The 20,596-nt window shown below is 70.4% G+C and carries 16 protein-coding genes and 1 pseudogene; 11 read left to right on the forward strand and 6 right to left on the reverse strand.

Annotation, left to right across the window (positions count from 1 at the left end; translation table 11 throughout):
• The first annotated feature begins 51 nt into the window (after positions 1-51).
• Positions 52-1,428, forward strand: a complete 1,377-nt coding sequence (locus ACF1CT_RS19160; RefSeq protein WP_391785053.1) for a M1 family metallopeptidase — start codon at positions 52-54, stop codon at positions 1,426-1,428.
• Between the two features lie 181 nt (positions 1,429-1,609).
• Here ACF1CT_RS19160 and ACF1CT_RS19165 read toward each other — a convergent pair whose 3' ends face one another.
• Positions 1,610-2,443, reverse strand: coding sequence for a TetR/AcrR family transcriptional regulator C-terminal domain-containing protein (locus ACF1CT_RS19165; protein ID WP_391785054.1), 834 nt, complete (start codon positions 2,441-2,443; stop codon positions 1,610-1,612).
• A 206-nt stretch (positions 2,444-2,649) separates the two neighbouring features.
• Here ACF1CT_RS19165 and ACF1CT_RS19170 point away from each other — a divergent pair, with 206 nt between their 5' ends.
• Entirely contained in the window at positions 2,650-4,248 is a 1,599-nt protein-coding gene (locus ACF1CT_RS19170; protein ID WP_391785055.1) for an MFS transporter, read from the forward strand.
• Positions 4,249-4,818: 570 nt separating this feature from the next.
• Here the strand turns inward: ACF1CT_RS19170 and ACF1CT_RS19175 are convergent.
• Positions 4,819-5,424 carry a TetR/AcrR family transcriptional regulator gene (locus ACF1CT_RS19175; RefSeq protein ID WP_391785056.1) on the reverse strand — a complete coding sequence of 202 codons (606 nt, stop codon included), beginning with the start codon at positions 5,422-5,424 and terminating at the stop codon, positions 4,819-4,821.
• 88 nt (positions 5,425-5,512) lie between these two features.
• Between ACF1CT_RS19175 and ACF1CT_RS19180 the strand changes: the two genes are divergently transcribed.
• Positions 5,513-6,508, forward strand: a complete 996-nt coding sequence (locus ACF1CT_RS19180; protein ID WP_391785057.1) for an LLM class oxidoreductase — start codon at positions 5,513-5,515, stop codon at positions 6,506-6,508.
• 177 nt (positions 6,509-6,685) lie between these two features.
• Positions 6,686-7,423: a maleylpyruvate isomerase family mycothiol-dependent enzyme gene (locus tag ACF1CT_RS19185; RefSeq protein WP_391785058.1), complete on the forward strand. Its 738-nt coding sequence runs from the start codon at positions 6,686-6,688 to the stop codon at positions 7,421-7,423.
• 382 nt (positions 7,424-7,805) lie between these two features.
• On the opposite strand, the gene ACF1CT_RS19190 is transcribed toward ACF1CT_RS19185, so the two are convergent.
• Entirely contained in the window at positions 7,806-8,387 is a 582-nt protein-coding gene (locus ACF1CT_RS19190; protein WP_391785059.1) for a hypothetical protein, read from the reverse strand.
• Between the two features lie 856 nt (positions 8,388-9,243).
• Between ACF1CT_RS19190 and ACF1CT_RS19195 the strand changes: the two genes are divergently transcribed.
• The 3 genes from ACF1CT_RS19195 (at position 9,244) to ACF1CT_RS19205 (ending at position 12,401) form a co-directional block, all read left to right on the forward strand.
• Entirely contained in the window at positions 9,244-10,116 is an 873-nt protein-coding gene (locus tag ACF1CT_RS19195; RefSeq protein WP_391785060.1) for a LysR family transcriptional regulator, read from the forward strand.
• A 439-nt stretch (positions 10,117-10,555) separates the two neighbouring features.
• Positions 10,556-11,614 carry a GNAT family N-acetyltransferase gene (locus tag ACF1CT_RS19200; RefSeq protein WP_391785061.1) on the forward strand — a complete coding sequence of 353 codons (1,059 nt, stop codon included), beginning with the start codon at positions 10,556-10,558 and terminating at the stop codon, positions 11,612-11,614.
• A gap of 64 nt (positions 11,615-11,678) precedes the next feature.
• The gene (locus ACF1CT_RS19205) at positions 11,679-12,401 is read left to right on the forward strand and encodes a GNAT family N-acetyltransferase (RefSeq protein ID WP_391785062.1); all 723 of its coding nucleotides are present in this window, start codon (positions 11,679-11,681) and stop codon (positions 12,399-12,401) included.
• 102 nt (positions 12,402-12,503) lie between these two features.
• Here ACF1CT_RS19205 and ACF1CT_RS19210 read toward each other — a convergent pair whose 3' ends face one another.
• Both ACF1CT_RS19210 and ACF1CT_RS19215 read right to left on the reverse strand, forming a co-directional pair.
• A complete protein-coding gene (locus tag ACF1CT_RS19210) occupies positions 12,504-13,544 on the reverse strand; it encodes an NAD(P)/FAD-dependent oxidoreductase (protein WP_391785063.1) in 1,041 nt (346 codons plus the stop codon).
• A gap of 479 nt (positions 13,545-14,023) precedes the next feature.
• Positions 14,024-15,598, reverse strand: a complete 1,575-nt coding sequence (locus tag ACF1CT_RS19215) for a N,N-dimethylformamidase beta subunit family domain-containing protein (protein WP_391785064.1) — start codon at positions 15,596-15,598, stop codon at positions 14,024-14,026.
• A gap of 643 nt (positions 15,599-16,241) precedes the next feature.
• Here ACF1CT_RS19215 and ACF1CT_RS19220 point away from each other — a divergent pair.
• The gene (locus ACF1CT_RS19220; RefSeq protein ID WP_391785065.1) at positions 16,242-16,802 is read left to right on the forward strand and encodes a hypothetical protein; all 561 of its coding nucleotides are present in this window, start codon (positions 16,242-16,244) and stop codon (positions 16,800-16,802) included.
• Positions 16,803-17,194: 392 nt separating this feature from the next.
• A pseudogene (locus ACF1CT_RS19225) lies at positions 17,195-17,419 on the forward strand (IS5/IS1182 family transposase); the annotation flags it as partial.
• Between the two features lie 16 nt (positions 17,420-17,435).
• On the opposite strand, the gene ACF1CT_RS19230 reads toward ACF1CT_RS19225, so the two are convergent.
• A complete protein-coding gene (locus ACF1CT_RS19230; RefSeq protein ID WP_391785066.1) occupies positions 17,436-18,335 on the reverse strand; it encodes a GNAT family N-acetyltransferase in 900 nt (299 codons plus the stop codon).
• 747 nt (positions 18,336-19,082) lie between these two features.
• On the opposite strand from ACF1CT_RS19230, the gene ACF1CT_RS19235 reads away from it, so the two are divergent.
• Both ACF1CT_RS19235 and ACF1CT_RS19240 read left to right on the forward strand, forming a co-directional pair.
• Positions 19,083-20,009, forward strand: a complete 927-nt coding sequence (locus ACF1CT_RS19235; RefSeq protein ID WP_391785067.1) for an NADP-dependent oxidoreductase — start codon at positions 19,083-19,085, stop codon at positions 20,007-20,009.
• Between the two features lie 307 nt (positions 20,010-20,316).
• The gene (locus tag ACF1CT_RS19240; protein WP_391785068.1) at positions 20,317-20,544 is read left to right on the forward strand and encodes a hypothetical protein; all 228 of its coding nucleotides are present in this window, start codon (positions 20,317-20,319) and stop codon (positions 20,542-20,544) included.
• The last annotated feature ends 52 nt before the right edge of the window (positions 20,545-20,596 follow it).

A 20,596-nucleotide genomic window follows, 5' to 3' on the forward strand; every position in this document is an offset into this window, starting at 1 on the left:
GTCCCGGGCCGTCTGTCCGGCTGGGCTCCGGCCACAGCACTCCTCCTGGTCGTGACGACCTCCTGCACCGGCTCCACACCGGGAAACGGCGGTGCCGTGGTCGCACGGCCCGGCACGGCCGGAGTCGGGGATCATCTGTTCCCGGCGCTCGGCAATGGCGGCTATGACGTGATGCACTACGGGCTGACGCTCGATTACGTACCCGAGACCAACCACCTGAAGGGCACGGCGGTCATCACAGCGCGGGCCACCCTGGACCTAAGCCGCTTCAACCTCGACCTGTCGGGGCTGCGGATACGCACCACCACGGTGCAGGGAGTCAGGGCCGAAGTCGCCCGCTCGGGGAACGAACTGCTCGTGACACCGGCGAGGACGGTGAGAAACCGCGAAGTCTTCAAGACGGTCGTCACCTACGACGGCACTCCGCGCACGCTCGGCGACGACGACGGAGGCAGGGAAGGCTGGATGGAGACCGACGACGGATCGACGGCCCTGGGTCAGCCGTCCGGCTCCATGACCTGGTTCCCGGGCAACCATCACCCGTCGGACAAGGCCACGTACGACATCACGGTCACCGTGCCCAAGGACGAGGACGGCACCCCCTACGACGTGATCAGCAACGGTGAGCTGATCGCGGAGGAGGACGGGGGCGCGACGGTGACCCGGCACTGGCGCACCCGGGAGCCCATGGCCGGCTACCTCGCGCACGTGTCCGTCGGCCACTTCGAGATCCACAAGGGCCGGACGGCCGATGACGTGCCCGTCTACGTCGCCATCGACCCCGACGAGGCCGAGGACTCCGCCGGTGTCGCCGCCCTGGTGCCCGAGATCGTCGACTGGGCCGGCGAACGCTTCGGCCCCTACCCCTTCTCCTCGACGGGTGCCGTCGTCGACCATCTGCCCGGGCTCGACTACGCCCTGGAGACCCAGACCAGGCCCTACTTCGGCGAGGCGCCCGACGAGGCGCTGCTCGTGCACGAACTGGCACACCAGTGGTTCGGCAACTCCGTCACCCCGCGCGAGTGGAAGGACATGTGGCTCAGCGAGGGTCTGGCCACCTACGCGGAGTGGCTCTGGGAGGAGGAACGGGGCAACAGGAGCGCCACGGAGATCTTCGAGGACTTCTACGACGGCACGGACACCGGGAGCGAGGGCATCTGGGCGTTCCCACCGGCGGATCCGCCCAGCGGCGGGCACGTCTCCGACCCGCCCGTCTACGGACGCGGTGCGATGGTCGTGCACAAGGTGCGGGGGGCCGTCGGCGACGAGACCTTCTTCGACATCCTCCGCTCCTGGACCCGGCAGCACCGGCACGGCAACGCCGACACCCGGCAGTTCATCGCCCTGTGCGAGAGCAGGTCCGGGAAGGACTTGACCGCGCTCTTCGACACCTGGCTCTTCGACAGGAGGAAGCCTTCCCGTATCTGACGGGATACGAGGTGGGCGGCCCGGCCGGCGGCCCTGCGCGGACGGGTGCACCAGCGTGATCTCGCGGTTCAGGCAGGTCTCGTCCGCATCCGGCTGCATGGACACCTCACCGTCGGACCACCGCACCAGGAGGTCGCCCGGGCGGCCGGTCGCGCGGGGGTGCCGGGCCACCCCGTGCGGTTCAGGCGTCGATGCCCCGTCGCGTGAGGTCCGCCGCGATGCCGTCCAGGACACCGGCAAGACCTGAGGCGAACAAGGCATCGAGGTCCCAGGGGTCGGCGCCCGCGCGCATCGCGCGGGCGAGCCGGGGATACGCCCCGGGTTCGTACAGCGGGTCCTGTGCGTACTCCGAAGCCTTCTCCCCGTGCTTCGCGGCGATCTTCGACTGCCGCTCCGCCTCCGCGTCGCTGACGAGGATCAACGCCACGCCCTGCACGTAGGAGGCGAACATGAACATGTACCGGAAGGCATCGGCGGGTTCGAGGTCGAGCCCGTCGAACGAGGAGAAGGCACTTTCGCTGTCCGCCGCGAGAGCCGGGCTGAAATAGGCGCGGGTCGTCACCATGACCCTCGGCAGGATCCACGGGTGGCGGTGGTACAGGTCCCAGTCGCGGTGCGCGGCGCGTTCGAGGCCATGACGCCAGTTCCGCGGTGGTGAGTCGGGCAGCGGCACGTCGGTCATCGCGGCCTCCACCATCAGGGTCACCAGATCGTCCTTGGACGCCACATGCCGGTACAGGGACATCGTGCCGGTGCCGAGTTCCATGGCGACCCGGCGCATCGACAGCGCGTCGAGCCCCTCCGCGTCCGCGATGACGATCCCGGCCCGCACGACGCGCTCGACGGTGAGATGCCGCGCGCCGTCGTCGCCCTCCGGGACGCGGGCCGGTGTTTCGACCCTGCGCGCCCGATAGGCCCTCGCCTGGCAGGCGCGGGAACAGTAGAGCCTCGGCCTCCCCCGGTCCGCGGGCTCCAGCGCCCTTCCGCACGACGCGCACGCCGGTTGCACGGACATCAGTGAACTCCTTTTCGTCACACATCAGAGTTGTGTCGAAATTCTAGCCCGGCACCATGAACACATGCCAAGCCGATAAAGAAAACGCACGTCAAAAAGTCGTTGTCCCACTTCGGCATGCATGCGTACCCTGCACGCATCGTTGCGTACACAGTACGCATCCGGTGGTCGAATCCATCCGGATGCCGCACGACCCGGGAGAGGGCATGACCGAAAAAGAGAAAAGGGCCGGAACCAGGGAGTGGGTCGGTCTCGCCGTCCTGGTGCTGCCCTGCCTGCTGGCGTCCATGGACATGTCCGTCATGTTCATCACGCTCCCGTCCCTGACGGCCGACCTCGGCCCGAGCAGTTCCGAGCAGTTGTGGATCATGGACTCCTACGGGTTCCTCCTCGCCGGCCTGCTCATCACGATGGGCACACTCGGTGACCGCTTCGGACGGCGACGCGTGCTGCTCACGGGCGCCGCGGCCTTCGGTGTCGCCTCGGTCCTGGCGGCCCTCTCGACCAGCCCCGGCACGCTCATCACGGCGCGCGTACTCTTGGGCATCGCCGGAGCCACGCTGGCCCCCTCCACCCTTTCCCTGATCCGGAACATGTTCCACGACGCCTCACAGCGGGCCACCGCGGTCGGCATCTGGACAGCGGGCTTCGCGGGCGGCGCCGTGCTCGGCCCGATCATCGGCGGTCTGCTCCTGGAGCACTTCTGGTGGGGATCGGTCTTCCTGGTCAACGTGCCGGTGATGATCCTGCTGCTGATCCTCGGCCCACTGCTGCTCACCGAGTACCGCGACCCCGAGCCGGGCCGTTTCGACCTGCTCGGCGCCTCCATGTCGCTCGTGGCCGTGCTCAGCATCATCTACGGCATCAAGGCCATGGCGGAGCACGGCTTCGGGTGGATTCTCCTGACGTGCTGCGCCGCTGGAATCGCCGTGGGAGCGGCGTTCATCCGCCGCCAGCACAGGGCCGCGAACCCGGTGATCGACATGAAGCTGTTCCGCACGCGCCGGTTCAACGTGCCTCTGCTCATCGACGCGCTGGCGACGTTCGGGCTGGTCGGCTTCAGTCTGTTCAACTGGCAGTTCATGCAACTCGTCCTGGGCATGGGTCCGTTGGAGTCGGCCGTGTGGTCCCTTCCCACCTTTCTGGTGATGCCCCTGGGCATCGCCCTGGCCACCGCGTTCGCCCCTCGCGTCGGCAAACACAACGTGATCGCCGCCGGACTGCTCGTGGCGACCGCCGGCTACGTCGTGCTGGCCCTGCTCCGGGCCGATTCGGGCATCATCCACCTCGTCGGCGGCATGACCGTCGTCGCGATCGGCATCGGCGCCGTCTCCGCCGTGGTCACCGAGGTGATCCTTTCCGCCGCACCCCCGGAGCGGGCCGGGACGGCCTCCGCCATGGCCGAGACCTCGGCCGAGTTCGGCGGGGCGCTGGGCATCGCGCTCCTGGGCAGCATCGGCACCACCGTCTACCGTTCGGAACTGGCGGCCAACGCTCCTGACGGCCTCACGTCCATGGAACTGGAAGCGGCGAGAAACACGCTCGGCGGCGCCGTCGAGACCGCCACCGCCCTCCCGAGGGGCACCGCCGAATCCCTGCGCACCGTGGCCTTCGACGCCTTCGCCCGTGAGGCCAGGATCGCCTCGGTCGTCAGCGCCGTCCTGATGACGGGCGCGGCCATCCTCATCGCCACCCTGCTTCGCACCACACGCACGCGGACCGGCCCCGAGGCCACCCCGTCCCCGGCGGAGCACGATGACGGGGAACGGGCGGGGACCGCGGCGCGATCCGGGGCTCCTTCATAGGGCCGACAAGGCCACCGTGGGCAGGACGGCGTCCGCGCCGGCCGTCGTGCCGGCCTCCGGGCCGAGTCCGAAGACGTTCGCCCCGCGGGAGGACGCACTGCGATCACGGACATGCGGCAATCCACAACGCGCCGATCAACCGGCAGGCAGTGAGCCTCTTCCGGGCCGGGTGGGGAGCCGGTCGGAAGATGTGCCGCGTGTCCTCGCACACCTCGGGATACTGCCTCGGTTGTCCTGCCCGCGCTGCCTCAGCTGTCCCAACTGCTGCTCCCTCGGGCCCTCGTGCCCGGGGACCTCGTGGTCGTCTCACCGCTGTCCGGGCCGCTCGGTGCCGGATGCGCGCCGGATCCCGAACGGCCGGCGGGCACGGCCGGGTCTCTGCGCGTACGTCCGCATACTCGTACCGGAGGGGACTTCAGCGGGCCGTTGCCGAAAAGCTGCGGGTCGCCGCCGTGGAATACACGGTCGGCGCCCCCGCCGACGAGGCCACGCGAATCGGCCCGGGCGCCTCGGAGGCGCAGCGCAGGCGCGTGGACGGCCGCGTCCCGACGCGGTATCGCCGAGAAGAGGTCAGTTCCGGGGCGCTGCCCCGACGAGTTGCGCGAGGTGCACGGCGGCGTCGCGAAGGGGCGTGTCGTCCGCGGTCACGCGGCTGAGCAGTTCCGCTCCCTCCAGCGTGCTGACGACCGTCCCGGCGAGGGACCGGGCGGTGTCCAGCGCGATGCCGCTCTCGGTCAGCTTGGCCGTGACGAGGTCCCGCCATCCGGTGAGGGCCCGGGTCGCGGCTTCCTGGAGGCCGGGGACACGGCCGATGGTCTCCAGGGCGGTCACCGCGACCGGGCAGCCGTCGCTCCAGTGCGACTGCTTGAGGTCGTCGGCGAGCAGCAGCGCGCAGGCAGCCGTCGCCTCGGCCGGATCGGCGGAGGAGGAGAGCCCCTTCGTGAGCAGTTCACTGAACCCCCGTGCGCCGTGGTGCATCGCCTCGATGGCGAGCTCCTGCTTGCCCCCGGGGAAGAAGTGGTAGACGGAGCTGGGTGATGCCTGCGCGGCGGCGGCGATGCGCTTGATCGAGGCGCTCTCGTATCCCTGCTGCTGAAGCAGCGCGACCATGGCCAGGATGATCCGGCGACGGGTGTCGGCTTCGGACGAACGGTCGATCGGTGCGGGGGCTGCCATGGCTGCGAGTGTACTGGTTGGAACGATCGATCCAATCTGCCGTATGCTCTGGATCGATCGTTCCAACCAGAACCATGGACAGGTATCGATGAGAGCAGCAGCACAGGCGTCTTCGTGGCAGAGCCATCCCGGCTACGGGCGCATGTTCGCGCCGGGCGAGCTGACCGTGGGGCTGTTCCTGCCGCTTTGGCCCTACGCCGGGGACATGGCGGGACTGCGCGGTCAGACGGAGATCGTCCAGCAGGCCGAGCGCCACGGGTTCGCGGCCGCCTGGGTCCGGGACGTGCCACTGGCCGACCCCTCCTTCGGCGACGTGGGGCAGGTGTACGACCCGTGGACCGCCCTGACCTGGCTCGCGGCGCACACCTCCCGGATCGGCCTCGCCGCGGGCAGCGTGATCTTCCCGCTGAGGCACCCCATCGATCTGGCCAAGCAGGCGGCCTCCCTGGACCACTTGAGCGGGGGCCGGCTGGTACTCGGCGCGGCGTCCGGCGACCGTCCGGTGGAATTCCCGGCGTACGGTCTCGACCACGCGGCACGTGGCGCCCGCTACCGGGAGGCGGTCGGCTCCTTCCGGGAGCTGCTGAGGGCGGAGCAGCCGGGTGGCGCCGGCGGTGCTCATCTGCTGCCGAAGCCGGTGCACGGCCGTGTCCCGCTTCTGGTCACCGGCTCCTCCCAGCAGTCCCCGGAGTGGATCGCCGAGCACGCGGACGGACGGCTGGTCCACCCGATGAACACCTCCACACCCGAGGGCCCACGGGCCCTCGGACGCACGATCGAGGCATGGCGGGCCCTGGTCCCCGAAGGGGAATTCCGCCCGGTCGCGACCAATGACTGGATCGACCTGGACGAAGACCCCGGGTTCCCGCCCACCCCGCTGCGCGGCGGCTTCGTGCTGCGCACGGGCACGCAGGGGCTCCTCGAACTGCTCGGCCGCTGGCGGGACGCCGGGGTGAACCACGGCGCGCTCGGCGTCCAGCACGGCAGACGCCCCGCGGCGGAAGTGGTCGCGCAGCTCGGTGAAGAGGTCATCCCGCACTTCCCCGCCCTGGCATCCCCGGCACCGTTGGAGCCGGCGTGGTGACCCCGCCCCGCCCAACCAGCCCCGGACAAAGGCCATGAGACGGGTTTCGACGCCGCCGGTCGCCGCCGTTCCCGGCGGACGAGGCCGACGGCAAGGAACCCGGCGGGAAGCCGGACACGTTCCCGAACTGCCCGATCCGACACGTTACCGACCTCCTCTGCCGAAGGGCTCAGCCTGATGAATCCGCTGGACACCGCACACCACATCGAGGCGACCCGGGCGGTGGGCGCGCACGTATGGCGCATGGCCGAAAACCGGCTCGACGACTCCGTTCCCGCCTGTCCGGAGTGGCGGATCCGCGATGTCGTCCACCATCTCGGCAACGTCGCCTCCTTCGTCCACGCCTGCGTCGAGCAGGGAGCCGGCGAACCCGACTTCACCGACGCCGAGATGCTCCCCGACGACCGGCTGATTCCGTGGGTAGCCGAGGAATGGGACGAGGTTCTGAACCGCCTCGCCGCGGCCGACCCCCTGGCCGACGCGTGGAACTGGTCCACCGAGCCGCACATCGTCTCCTTCTGGCCGCGATGCCTCACCCACGAGGCGTTCGTCCACGGAAGGGACGTCGCTGACGCCGTGGGGCAATCACTGACGATCCCCGCGGACGTCGCCGCCGACGGCGTGGACGAAATCCTCGCCGTCCACCTGGCCGCCGGGGTCCGCGACGGCAGGCGCTTCGCCGGTACCGGCCGGATCGAGGTGCACAGCACCGACACGGGCGACCGCTGGCTGACGGAACTCACCGAGGCGACGGTCCACACCCGGGCGGCGGTACCGGGCGAACCGTGCGACACCCGGATCGCGAGCACCGCCGAGGGGCTGTACCTCGACCTGTGGGGCCGGACACGCCTGAACCTGGAACCGCACCAGCGGTACTGGGCCGATCAACTCGCCGCCGGCGGGCCGACAGGCTGACCGGACCACGCCCGCGTCCGACCCGTCCCAAGCCTTCGCCGCGGCGGAACGTCGCGGGCCCCACCAAGCGCGGCGGGGGGACACGCACCCGACGGGACGGCACCACTCGGCAGGGAGCGATGCGGCCGGTTCCTCCCGCGTGACAGGTGCCCGGCGCCGCCGCAGCCCGACGGCCCCTCGATCACCGAGCCGGAGCGTCGCCGAAAGGAAGCCGCAGGCTACCGCTTCGGACGACCGCCCTGCTTCGCTCTCGCCGGCAGTTCCTCGGGAACGCTCACGCAGCCGCGCTCGGCCGGCGCCCGTTCCGCAGTGGTGAGGCCCGCGAGGAGGGAGCGCACTCCGCGTCCAGAACCCGACCCGGACGTGGCGGGCACAGCGATGTTCACTGCTGTGGCCCGACGTTCCGGGCGGCGGAGCGGGCTGCCGCTGCGGTGCGGTGGATGTGCGTCAGCAGCCGCAGCATGACTCCGGGGTCGGTGACCAGTACCCGCCCGTCGGGCTGCGGGCGCAGTGTCCTGGCTGCGCGGGGAACGACGGTGCGCGGACCGACGAGGTTGCAGCGCGCGCTGGTGAGCAGTTCCTCGGCGGAGGAGAACGAACAGGGCAGGGATGTGGAGGCCTCCGTGGTCAGTACGGCGGTCGGCAGGGCCGGCAGCGGAGAGTTCGTGGACGGCCAGCCCAGCCAGTTCAGGGCTGTGGACCAAGGCCATGGCAGTGGCCCGTCAGCTTCGGGCAGAGCGATCAGCAGCGCGTGCGTGTCCGCCACCAGCGCCCGCAGCTTCCGCACCTGTGGCGGGAGGAGAGAGGTGCCGGGGTCGGCGTGCGCGGGCAGATCCTCGGGCACCTGGCACAGGTCGATGCGTACAGCGCTGGGCCCGGGCCCGGCGAGTGCGCGCAGCAGAAGCTCCCCGAAGGGGTCGGTGTTCGTGCCGGCGAACAGGCCGAGCATACGTACTTCGTCCACGTCCGTCTCTCTTTCAGTGGGAGTTCGACGACAGGGCCTCCAGGACTCCGGCGCATGCACCGCAGGGCCCCGTCAGGCGTGCGGCGACGCGGTCCGGCATCGCGGACCGGGCAACCGCCGGTGCGGACGCGGGACAGTGCCCCGATCGTCGTGCACCGGCCGTCGCAGTCCGACGGCCGACCGGCCACCGTGCACCGGCACGGCCGGGACTTTCAGTTCCGGGATTGGCACGCGGTGCGGGAAGGCCAGGACGCCTGGTCAACACGGTGCTGAGCCGGAACTGTCAATGCCGGTCGCATTCCGCCCATGCTTCTGCCTGGGCGTACAGCTCGCGGACCTGGTACTTCCTCGCGGTGCGCATGTGCCGCTGCCGCCGGCGGGGAGTTCCCGTGCCGCACGGATCGAGTGGGCGGGACACTCACCGTGCGGGGTTGGGCTTCTCCGGCCCGGCGAGGAGGTCACGAGGATCGATCGCAGACCTGGTCCGGATGATTTTCCCGTTCTCGGCATGTGTCCGCTCCGCCGATGCCGCAGGTGCGGCAACAGACGTGCGCAGGTTGAGTCAGGTAATCACGTTCGTGGAATCGGCAGGCCTCGCCCGGACACCGATCCGGGTCATGACCTGGCCGGGACCGCGCGGGCCGGTGAGGAACTCTTCGGTCCCGCGGGCTCGCCCCAGTGCGCCGACGAAATCAATCCCGTCGGCCGGCACGGCCCGAATCGTATCGAGGGCGCCATTCCTCCAGGCGGTGGCAGGTCTCGTCGATCCTGCTCAAGGCTGCTCATGACTCGATCCTCGAAGACACCCGACTATCTGTCCAACAGATGGAACAGATGCGAACTATCATCAACAGTTATGGAAGTCCATCAGCTTCGCTACTTCGCCGCCATCGCGGCCGAAGGCTCCTTCACGGCGGCTGCGTCCCGGCTCCACGTCAGCCAGTCCGGCGTGAGCACGCAGCTGGCGAAACTGGAACGAGAGCTGGGTCAGCGCCTGTTCACCCGGGGCCGCACTCTTGGCCTCACACCGGCGGGGCAGGCCATCCTTCCCCTGGCGCGCGAAGCGTTGGCCGGTCTGGACGCGATCGTCTGCACCGCGGCAGAGTTCGCGGATGCGGTCCGCGGGCCGGTGCGCCTGGGCACGATTCCCGGATGCACGATCCCGGGATTCCTCGATGTCGTCGCGAGTCTGCGCAGAACCGACCCCGGCATCACCCTCCATGTCCACGAGGGCAACGCCACAGAGCTCCAACACGGCATCCTCGAACGCACATTGGATATCGCGCTTGTCGGCTACGCAGGCATGCTCCGGACGGACTTCGTGCAGCACCTTGTCAGCGACGAGCAACTCCACGTGTTCGCAGCACCGGACAGTGCTCTCGGTCCCCGTCCGCGTCTCGCGGACGTTCAGCGACATCCCGTGCTGTGCTTGCCATCGAGCGGCGGAATCCGCGACGCCTACGACCAGTCATGCGCCCGAGTCGGCCTTGAGGCGCGCATCGACATCGAAGCGAGCTCTCCCCTCACACTCCTCGGCCTGGCCGAACGCGGAGGCGGCGTTGCCGTGCTCCCGTCTGTGATTGCGGCCCCCCGAAACCTCACCGCCGCACCGATCGAGGACGCCCACGTCCACGCACGCCTGAGCCTGATCAGCCATCACGAGCAGCCCTCGCCAGCCGTCCGTGTCGTTTTCGACAGACTCACCAAGGCCGTGGCCCCAAGCCGATAGCCGCGGCCGTCAACAACATCCCGACCCGCGACGACTGGTTCCGAGGGGGCGCTGCCGCACACCCCGCCGATGTATTGGCGTCTGCCCTTCCACCTCGCCCAGGCACGCCGCGAGGGCCGGCTGCGGGCCTGACCGATGCCTTTGCGCAAGGTCCACGATCCGCCGGCCCGGCCGGACCCGGGCGCGTTCCTGCGCGAGGCCGCACACCTGATGCGACCTCGACCGCACCGTACCGACGCCCGGGTTGCGCCGGGGGGTGAAAAAGACGTTGCGGAGCAACCGGACACATCGCAGACTTCGTCCCAGGCAAGATCACTGAGCGCCGCCGGTCATGCGGGATGAGGCGCAGCGCCGCTGACGACGCACTGGATCGCGGCGAGAGACAAAGGCCGGCGTGATTCCACAACACGCTGCGGACATCTCGAAAGGCAAGGCGCTCGTGAGCACGACGGCAGGCAGCAACGAACTCCGCCCGCTCCACGAGCGCACAACCGCTCCTCGGACGCTCCCGCTCCCCACGGTCGGTGCCGATCTCGTCTGGCGCCGTGTCACCGACGAGGATCTCCCGCTCATCCTCGATCTGCGTCGCTCGGCAGGCGCACTCGACCACCCGCGCTCCCTGGTGACGCTGGACGAGCTGGTGGAGGCGTTCAACGACAAGGACTTCGATCCACAGCAGGACGCGGTGATCGCCCTCGACCACTCAGGGCGAGCGGTCGCCTTCGGCTCCGCCACCACATCGGCGAGCCGGGGTCCCGTGGTCCGGGTCGACCTGGACGCCGTGGTGCTCCCGGAACGCCGCCGCCAGGGCATCGGGCACGCGCTGCTGGCCTGGCAGGAAGGCCGCGGCCTCCAACACCTCGTGGCAACGAAGTCCACCCTGCCCGGCTGGCTCGTCGCCGACGCGCGGGAAGACGTCACCCCCGCCACCGGCCTCCTGCAGGCCCATGGCTACGAGCCGACCCGCTGGTGGCTCGAACTCGAACGCGACCTCCGCCTCCCCATCGCCGCTCCCAGCCCGCAGCCCGGCATCCGGCTGGTGCCGTACGGCGGGGATTGGGCGGAGCGGGCACGGTCGGCGTTCAACGACGCGTTCCGGGACCACTGGGGCACGCGCCCGGCGACGGCCGCCGACTGGGCTTCCGACGACCGTCTGGAGGCGTTCCGCCCCGACCTCTCCGTCCTCGCCGTCGCCCCCGGCGCCTCGGGCGACGAGCGGGTCGTCGGGTTCGTGCTCAGCAGCTCCAACCCGGACGAATGGCCGCTGCGGGGACGCCCGTTCGGCTACGTCGGCGCGGTCGGCACCCGACGGGCGTGGCGCGGCCGCGGCCTGGCGCGCACGCTCCTCACCCACGTCCTGCGCGGTTTTCGCGCCGCGGGGCACGAGCTCGCCGTGCTCGATGTGGACGCCGACAGCCCCACCGGCGCCCTCGGGCTTTACCAACGGCTCGGGTTCACCGCCACCGACCGTGCCATGAGCCTCGTCAAGCAGTTCTGACCTTCCTCGGCCCGTCGCCCGCGACCACCGTCCCTCCCCTCGACCGGAAAGAAGGCAACCCCCGTTGTTCCCCTCCGCGATAGCCGACCTCTGGCTCTCCCCCCACTCCACGGGAGAACGACTCTGCGGCAGCGGCACGGTCACCGTCACCGTCGACCCCGGTCTTCCCGAGAACGCGCGCCTCACCGTGTTGACGACCACCGACGGACGGACCTACGTCCTGCTCACCCCCGCGGTGGGCGCGGCAATGGGCCTGACCGCCGGACAGCACCTCGACGAAACGGCCTTCCGCCGGGGGCTGGCGGCATCCGGCATCGCCCTTCACGGTGCCGATCACCTCTTCTACTTCACGGACGCGGCACGGCAGGCGCTGCTCGTCGAGGCGGATGCCGTCGCGGTCCGCCGCCTCACCGCGGACGACGCTGCGGCCTTCGCCGACTTCCAGTCCTCCGCCTCGGAGCAGGACTTGGAGGACTCCTATGTCGAACTCGACCACTGGGCCGTCTACGGCGCGTTCGAAGGCGGCCGGCTCGTCTGTGCGGGGAGCGCCTACCCCTGGGAGGATGCGCCCGTCGCCGACTTCGGCGTCCTGACGCTGCCCGCGTTCCGCGGGAACCGCCATGGCCGCCACGTCGTACGTGCCCTCGCCCGGCACGCCATCGCACGCGGCCACGAACCCCAGTACCGGTGCCAACTCGACAACCACGCCTCCGTCGCCCTGGCCGCGTCGGCCGGCCTGACCGCCTTCGGCACCTGGGACGTCGTCTCCCCCGGCTCCCCCGCATGAGCGCCCCGGCACAACACCGCTCGCGGGCGGTGTTGTGCCGCGCTTCCCCACCACGGCACGACGGCCGCCCGGGACTGCTGCTCCCCCGCGCACCCCGCCCGGTCAGGCGAGTTCTTGCGCCACGTGAGACCCGATCGCCCCGGACAGGATCAACGCCGGGTGTGCCGCGGCCACGTACAGGCCGCTGACTCCCTCCGCGTAACCAAGAAGGGGCCGGCCGTCACGCGGTATGGGACGGCCGGCGATGACCGCGTCCAGCAACTCGACCTCGTTGCCTCCGGCGAGGAGCCCGCGGATCGCGCGCAGGGTCCGCCGGGCGAGTTCGCGCGGGCCGTCCTCGAACCCCTCCGGGACGTCCTCGGCCGCGATCAGCGTCGTATCGTCCAATTGCCTGATCTCGAAATCCGGTCCGGAAAGAATGCCGTTCACCAGCGGATACGGTGTCGAGTATCTGATCAGGCAGCAGGGTGAGGAATCGATCTCGACAGCGGCTCCGATCGACGCAGCAAGTCCGGGAATTCCGGTCCCTGCGGCGAGCACGACGGTCGAGCCGAGGACGGGCCCGTGGGCGGTCGAGACGCCGCGCACCCCGGTACCGTCCGTCAGCAATGAGAGCACATCGGTCCCCGAACGAACCGTGGCGCCGTTCTCCTCGGCGGCTCGCAGGAGCGCTCGCGTGAACGCGACAGGGTCGACCCCCAAATCGCCCGGGGCGTATGCGGCCACCTTCGGGGCTTCGAGCAGGCCGGGTTCACGAGCCAGCACGTCCTCCCTGCTCAGGAGGCTGATCGGATGACCGAGCGCACGATGGGCGTCGACGAATTCCCGCGTCTCCGCTTCCACTGCCTCCCACGTGATGGCGCCACGACGGCGAAGGCCGACGGGCTCCGCGAGCTCGCGCTGGAGACGGTCGAATTCTTCGGCGGCACGCCCTCGCAACCGGTCGGAATAGGCTTCTGCGGCACTCTTCGCGAACCCGATCCAGGCAAACGATTTCCCGGTCACGCCGTCAGCCGCGGAATTCCTTTCCAGGACCGTGACCCGGCGGCCGGACCGTGCGAGATGGTAAGCGATCGAGGCGCCCACGACACCGGCACCGATCACGAGGATCGGGTCGTCCTCACGACCGTTGATACGTGACATGATCAAAATGATATCCGGCGCGGTTCGGGCAACTCCACCGTCCGGAGCATGGCCGCTTCCCGCACGCGCCCGCCCCCGCGAACGCGCTTCGGAAGCGAACCGGGACCGGCACGCCGTGCCCCGCGGCACCATCACGCCGGGCCCTCGCGGCGGATGTGGGCGTAGCCGAACACGTCGAGCGATGTTCCTCGTACCCCGCGCAGGACCCGGAAGACGAACGGAGCCGTGGTGAGCGGGGAGGACACGTCTCCTCGAAGCCAACAGAGGACGGTGGGGCCTCTCCTCCGTCGAGGCCCGTTACGACGGCCCCCGACGTACTGCTCGGGCGGTTTCCCGGAGGGGTCAGTTTCACAGCCGCCCGGATTCCCGTCATGCCCGCAGGGCGGTGGCTCCTGGGCAGCTCGCTCGGGCTCGGGCCGGCCGGGAGGAGAAGCGGCCGGTGGCGAACGGCGTTCTCCGACGGGGCGGTGCGGACGGTGTCAGTGTGATCCGGACGCGTACACGTCTCGCACGTCGTCCCTGGGCTTCGGCTTGTTCCGGCCGCACGGGCCCGCCGCGAAGGCACGGAGCAGATTCTGCGTGCTGCGGGTGACGAAAGCTCCGGTACGGGCGTCCATGCCGTGGTTGCGTCCGTTCTCGCGGGTTCCCGCCATCAGGGCCTCCACCCACCGCATCGTCCCGGAGGCGAAGACGCCCGCCCCGCTCGGCACTGTGTAGTAGGCGGAGTCGGCGTAACTGGGCCTGCCCTTACAGACGAGCGGGGAATGGGCGATGATCTCCAGCGGTGCCGGGGTGGGCATGCCGGGGGTGACCCGGTCGTACTCCACCCCGACCAGATGGTCGAAGGACGCTCCTCGCTTCGCACCTGTCCCCTCGAAGATCCAGTGATCGCTCCGGCGGACGACATACGGGGCGTCCACGGGAAAACCTTCGTAGAGGACGCCGGTGAGAGAGGACTCGGGGGATGCGGCCGGGGGCTGCCGGAAGTCGTTGGTCGGCATGTCCGGGTGGTCGGCGAGGTACGGATCGCGCAGGTAGTCGGTCTTGTAGCAGACGACGGTGCGGGCGGCGCCGGTGGCGTCCGGCTCCAGCCTGACCCTGCGGAAGCAGGCGTTGGCTCCGAGGAAGGCCACGTTCGTACCTGCGTCGCGCGCACGGGTGACGTGCTCCCGTTGCTGCGGCGTCCAGTACTCGTCATGTCCCAGTGAGACGACTCCGGCCGCATCGTGGAGGATGCCGGGATCGTGATGCACGTCGGGGCCCGTGGTGTAGGCGAGCGGGAGGCCCAGCTTCTCCGCCAGAACCACCACCGCCCGCTCGTAGACCATGAACTTCTCGGCACCGTTGTTGTCGTAGGGCCGTTCGAAGCTGACGGCGAGCGACCGCGTGCCGTAGGCGCCGTTCTCGCCCTGGTAGAGGCTGTAGCCGCCCCACCGGTTGTACGCCTGCCATGTTGCCGGGGCGTGCATCAACACGATCCTGCCCGCGGCGCCGGCCGAGCGGACGATCAGTGGCACGTAACGCTGGTGGGCGTCCTCCGAATCCAGCCGGAGCAGGTACGCGCCCTCCGGCCAGCCGCTGGTGCGGATGGACAGTGTGCGCCGCCAGTCCGCCCGTACGGTACGGGTGGCCCGGACCAGCCGGGGACGGCCCTGTACCGACCCGGCGACACGGTGCGAACGCCAGACCAGTCGCGCCTGCGCCCCGCCGTACCAGCCGACGCGGTAGGCCGATACCCGGAACGCCGGGGCGGAGGTGGAGACATACAGGCCGAGCTCCTCGCCCGGCAGCACACTCACCTTGTCGGTGTAGCCCTCGATGGCCCCGGACGGCCCCACCGAACGGATCCGCCAGTCGGAGTCCCCCGCCAGGGCGTTCTCCCCCCTCTCGGCGCGGCGGTCGGAGCCGGACGGGGAGGACCCGCCGGTCCCCGACGAGTGACAACCGGTCACCGCCGCGCCGCCGGCCATCGCCCCGCTCGCCGCCGCGGCGAGGAAAAGCCTGCGGTCCAGCCGGCCGGGGATGCCGGCGTCCTGCCCTTCACGGTGCTTCATGTCACCCGCCGAACCCGTTCCGCAACACTGTCACCGGCCATCGTCCCCTGCGACGTGCTCGGGGACGACGAAGCAGCGCCGAACCGGGACCGCGTCGTGTCGCGGGATCGCGGATCTCCCGGCTCCCAGGTGCTCCGGCGGGCTTCCGGAACGCTCACGGATGCCCCCACGGGCATGGTCCTGTCGCACCGCCGGTTCATCACCGGTGTCGTCGCCCCGCACGCGGTCCTCCGGCCGAAGGACCGAAGGACCGAAGGACCACGCACCCGAACAGCCGGCTCGGCTCGGCCGAAACCACGCTCGATGTCCTCGCCGGCTGCGTCGACGCCCGACCGCCGGGGGCCGGGCCCGCAGCGGGCGCCCCCGAAGGTCTCCCAGCCGGATGGGGTGGAAAGCCGCCGGGCCGGCCGTGAACACCGTCGCCCGCCAACGCCTCGGTCGGGCCGGGCGCCGCCCTGCCACTGAACACCCCGGACTCCCACCACGCCCGAGAAGAACGGGTTCGGAGGCCCGTTGGGAGGCAGCCGGTCGGCACGCGCCCTTCCCCGGGCGAGGGTCAACGACGTCCGCCGGGCGTCTTCCGCAGGGGCACCGGTGCGACCGCCCGGGGGTGTTGTCCGAAAGGGCGGTTACGATCCCGGTCATGCGTCTTGAAGATCAACTGGACAGACTGGCGGAACTGGGGCTGCCGCTCGCCGTCGGCCGGACCGTGGACGAGCTGTTGTACTCGTGGCCGCGTGAGGCGTACGAGCGCAAGCCATTCGACCTGGTGCTGTTCGCTCTGGGCTGCGCGGTCGAGGACGAACCATGGGAACGATGGTTCTGCGACCGGGCGTGGCACTTCGACACCGAGTGCGTCCGTGGCCCGGGTTCGTACGTGGCGATTGCCAGGCAGCTGTGCCGGATCGCGGGCCTGCCGGACGCCCTGTCCGGCCTGCGGGACCACGTGGACCTCGGCACGCAGGAGGCGTGGATCGAGTACACGGCCGACGGCCGACGGATCAACTGGCCCGTCGAAGTCAGGGACGACTGGGCCGACCTGATGGTGGTCGGCTATCTCATCGACGAGCTGGAGCACGGAAGCCGGCGCTTCCATGTCCGGCACAATGGCCAGGCCATGACGCTCTTCTTCCTCGACGACGATGCCGCCGCACAGCTCGACGCGCTGGCCGGCGGACAGACGGTCACCCCCTTCCCCGGGTAACGGGGGCCTTCCCGGGCCGTGGGGTGCCCCGGGAGCGGGGTGAACGCGGGGTGCCTGGCCGCGACGGGCAATGGGGGCGGGTCGGGGCGAGCGGCGTCGTGCGGCTGCGCATCCGAGGCGGCGGCAGCCGTGTGGGCGGATGCGGTCTCCCCGTTCGGCCGAGGCCGTCGTCCCGGCTGAGTCGCCGGACGACGCCGATGACCTGGTGGACCACGAGGTGGACCGGGCACGCGACACACCGGAACATCTCGCCTGACGCACACTGCTTCTCATGGAGCATCATCGACGGTTTCGCCCCTGAGGGTCCAAGAACAGGCTGAGGGCTGTCCCGTGATCCGTGGTGGATCACGGGACAGCCCTCGCGGCACATGGCCGGCACCAGGCAATTCCGTTTGGATCAGCGGGCCGACCAGCAGACCAACCGGCGGCAGGGCGGACAGGCGGGCGGCAGACCGCCATCCTTCGACCGTGAGGCATACAAGCAACGCAACACCGTCGAGCGGTGCACCAACCGCCTGAAACAGTGGCGCGGCATCGCCACCCGCTACGGGAGGACCGCGGCCATCTACCTCCCCGGACTTCACAACGCGGGCGTCTTCCTCTGGTCTGCCCTCTGATCCAAACGAAACAGCCCTAGAGCGCTCGGCCCACCGGGTGGAAGTTGGCGCGCTCCCTCACGACGGGGAAACCGGCCTTGGCGAAGTTCGCGGCCATGGGGAAATTGCCTAGGTCCGTCGCCCCGCTGACGAACTCTGCGCCATCCTCCACGAGGAAGTGGGTGCACTCGGCGAGGAGGTCGTAGGCGTAGCCGTTACCGCGCTGTTCCGGAACGACTCCGATGAAGCCGATGGTCGGGCCGGAGGGGTTGTGGGCCGGAATGTGGATGCCGACCAGGTCTCCTTCCGGCGTGTGCGCGAGCTGCCACCACTCCCGCGGGGAGGGGCACCAGTGGAAGAATTCGAGTTCTTCCCGGGCGGCCCGGTCGAGGCCGCCCTGCTCGACGGCCCTGAGCGCGTGGCCGTCCAGGGTGACGGAGTGGATGCGGCGCAGCGCGTCGAAGAACACGGTGTCGTCGGGTTCGGCACTGAAGCGCAGGCGCCCGGGCCGCTCGGGCAGACCCCTGTCCGGGGTCCAGCGGTACAGGAAACGTTCCACAAGGAGTTCGTAACCGGCGGCTCGCGCGGCGGCGAAGCGTGCACCGGCGGCGGCGCGCAGGTCGGGCTCGTCCCGCCAGCCGCCCGGCAGGTTGATCTCGAGCTCGACCTGCCAGGGAGCCGAGCGCAGGAGCTCGGCCCCCGCTTCCTCCTCGCCCTCGGCGACGTCGAACCAGTTGATGTTGACGGGCTCCGAGTCGTCGGGGCCGCCCCACCACGCGCCACGTGCGACGACCTCGCCGTCGCGCAGGGCGACACGCATCCAGTCGCTGCGGAACCGGGTACGCAGATGGCCTTCACGGGCGCCCAGCGGATCGGGCATTGCGTCGAAGAGACGGGCGTCGCTCGCGGAAAGCGTGCGGATGACCGGATCGGTCATGGATTCCTCCGGGATTCAGGCTGCTTGGCGCGCTCCCGGTCAGAAATTCACGAACCACGCCGGGACAGCGGACAAGGGGGAGCGCTGGAAAGATGTGAACTGCACGGCACTCGCCTCCTTCCGTCCGTCGTATGGCGTGGAACCACACACTAGATGATCTTCCGTGGATCGGTCCATGGGATTTCGGGTGCACTACGGCACAACTGAGTTCAGCCACCGCGCCGTTGCCGCCCCGACCGGTCCGTGGCCGTGTGGTGTGGTGACCACCGCGCATACCTGACCTCCCGCCCCGCGCCGATCGTTGGTGGTGCGTTGCCCGATGTCCGGGCAGGCACCACGTGGTTGCGCCCGTTCGAAGGCCGGGGCCACCGCATCGAGGTCCAACGTGCTCGGGAAGCCCGTGCGGTGGACGGAGCGGTGGACGGATCGTGGGCGCGGGCGGGCAAGTCGCCCCCGGGGCGGCCCGCCCGGTCGTGGTCGCGGCGGGGCTCTCGGGTGCCGCCGCGGAGGGACGGAGCTCTGGCACGGCCCCGCTGCCGACCTGTTCGATTCCTTCCCGGCGCGTTGCGGGACGGGGTACGGACGGCTGGAAATCATCGCATTACCGGACCTGCGGGGGCTGGAGCCTCCGGCAGCCGACCAAGGGCTTGCCGATCATCAACACGTTTTCTTGATCCTGATCGGCAAGCCCTTAGGGTTGGAAAACGTAATGAAACGGACTGTCCCCGTACTGCGAGGAACCCCTTCATGCAAGCCATCACCGTCCGCGACCGCGATGCCGGTGTCCGTGGCCTGGCCCTTACCGACCTGCCGCATCCGCACGCAGCCGAGAACGACGTGATCGTTCGCGTCCACGCCGCCGGGTTCACCCCGGGCGAGCTGGCCTGGCCCGGTACCTGGACCGACCGCTCGGGCCGCGACCGGACGCCCAGCGTTCCCGGTCACGAGCTGTCCGGCGTCGTGACCGAACTGGGCTACGGCAGCACCGGGCTGAGCATCGGTCAACGCGTGTTCGGCCTCGCCGACTGGACCCGCGACGGCTCGCTCGCCCAGTACGTGGCGGTCGAGGCCCGCAACCTCGCCCCGCTGCCCGCCGACATCGACCACATCACGGCCGCCGCCCTGCCCGTCTCCGGGCTCACCGCCTGGCAGGGTCTTTTCGACCACGCCCGGCTGGCCGCCGGCCGGACCGCGCTGATCCACGGCGCCGCGGGCGGTGTCGGCTCGCTGGCCGTGCAGCTCGCCCGCGAAGCGGGGGCCCGCGTGATCGGCACCGGTCGCGCGGGCGACCGTACGACCGTCCTCGGCCTCGGCGCGCACGCCTTCGTCGACCTGCAGGCCGAACGCCTTGAGGACATCGGCGATGTCGACGTCGTCCTCGACGTCATCGGCGGCGACATCCTCGACCGGTCCACCGCCCTGGTGCGCCCCGGCGGCACGCTCGTCACCATCGCCCGTCCCGTCACCGTCCGCCCCGAGGACGGTCGCGCGGTCTTCTTCGTCGTCGAACCCGACCGTGACCGCCTGACCGACCTCGCCGCCCGCGTGCGCGACGGACGTCTCAGGCCCGTCATCGGTTCGGTGCGGCCACTGGCCGAGACCTCCGCGGCCTTCGCACCCGGCGAACGCACTCCCGGCAAGACGATCATCCGCGTCGCGGACACCGACGAGTAGGCCCGGGGCCGTACACCCCGCACAGACCGCGGGACCGTGGGCGACGACTCCGACTCCGGCGCCGGCCTCGGCACGCGGCGCCCGGTCGGCCGGAAGGCCCCGGGCCCCTCCCCCGGAACGGCACGCTCCTGTCGGTCGGCACGGTCCAGGCACCGGACCGAGGAATCAATGACGGCTGGGGCCGACGGTGACACCGGCAAGTGCCGTACGGTCGTCCCCTGCGCATACGGACCGGCTCCCCGGTCCACGGCCGGTCCGTTCGCCCATGCCTCCTCGCCACTCGGGCGAGGCGATCGAAGGGAACCACATGTCCATCCCTGTCAGTGCCCAGCTCCGCCCGCACGGTGGATCGGACCCGGACAAGTACAAGGCGACCATCACGATCAGCATCGAGCCCGGCCAGCCGGTCTACGGCGACCTCGCCCCGGCCGACCGCCAGGCCCTCCTGGAAGCGGCGGTCGCCGGTATACGCGCGGCGCTGCCCGACCTTCAGGTCCCGGCCACCATCACCACCCAGGACGTCACCACCGCCTGACCCGTGGGTGCCCCGTCCCCGCGGACAGGGGCACCCCGCCCGCCTGACCGGC

Origin of the sequence: Streptomyces sp. NPDC014734 (assembly GCF_043083325.1) — a bacterium.
In the GTDB taxonomy this organism is placed as follows: Bacteria; Actinomycetota; Actinomycetes; order Streptomycetales; family Streptomycetaceae; genus Streptomyces.

Coding starts and splice junctions, on each gene's coding strand:
- ACF1CT_RS19165 (WP_391785054.1), bottom strand. CDS start 2,443: ATGTCCGTGCAACCGGCGTGCGCGTCGTGCGGAAGGGCGCTGGAGCCC.
- ACF1CT_RS19170 (WP_391785055.1), top strand. CDS start 2,650: ATGACCGAAAAAGAGAAAAGGGCCGGAACCAGGGAGTGGGTCGGTCTC.
- ACF1CT_RS19175 (WP_391785056.1), bottom strand. CDS start 5,424: ATGGCAGCCCCCGCACCGATCGACCGTTCGTCCGAAGCCGACACCCGT.
- ACF1CT_RS19180 (WP_391785057.1), top strand. CDS start 5,513: ATGAGAGCAGCAGCACAGGCGTCTTCGTGGCAGAGCCATCCCGGCTAC.
- ACF1CT_RS19185 (WP_391785058.1), top strand. CDS start 6,686: ATGAATCCGCTGGACACCGCACACCACATCGAGGCGACCCGGGCGGTG.
- ACF1CT_RS19195 (WP_391785060.1), top strand. CDS start 9,244: ATGGAAGTCCATCAGCTTCGCTACTTCGCCGCCATCGCGGCCGAAGGC.
- ACF1CT_RS19210 (WP_391785063.1), bottom strand. CDS start 13,544: ATGTCACGTATCAACGGTCGTGAGGACGACCCGATCCTCGTGATCGGT.
- ACF1CT_RS19215 (WP_391785064.1), bottom strand. CDS start 15,598: ATGAAGCACCGTGAAGGGCAGGACGCCGGCATCCCCGGCCGGCTGGAC.
- ACF1CT_RS19220 (WP_391785065.1), top strand. CDS start 16,242: ATGCGTCTTGAAGATCAACTGGACAGACTGGCGGAACTGGGGCTGCCG.
- ACF1CT_RS19230 (WP_391785066.1), bottom strand. CDS start 18,335: ATGACCGATCCGGTCATCCGCACGCTTTCCGCGAGCGACGCCCGTCTC.
- ACF1CT_RS19235 (WP_391785067.1), top strand. CDS start 19,083: ATGCAAGCCATCACCGTCCGCGACCGCGATGCCGGTGTCCGTGGCCTG.
- ACF1CT_RS19240 (WP_391785068.1), top strand. CDS start 20,317: ATGTCCATCCCTGTCAGTGCCCAGCTCCGCCCGCACGGTGGATCGGAC.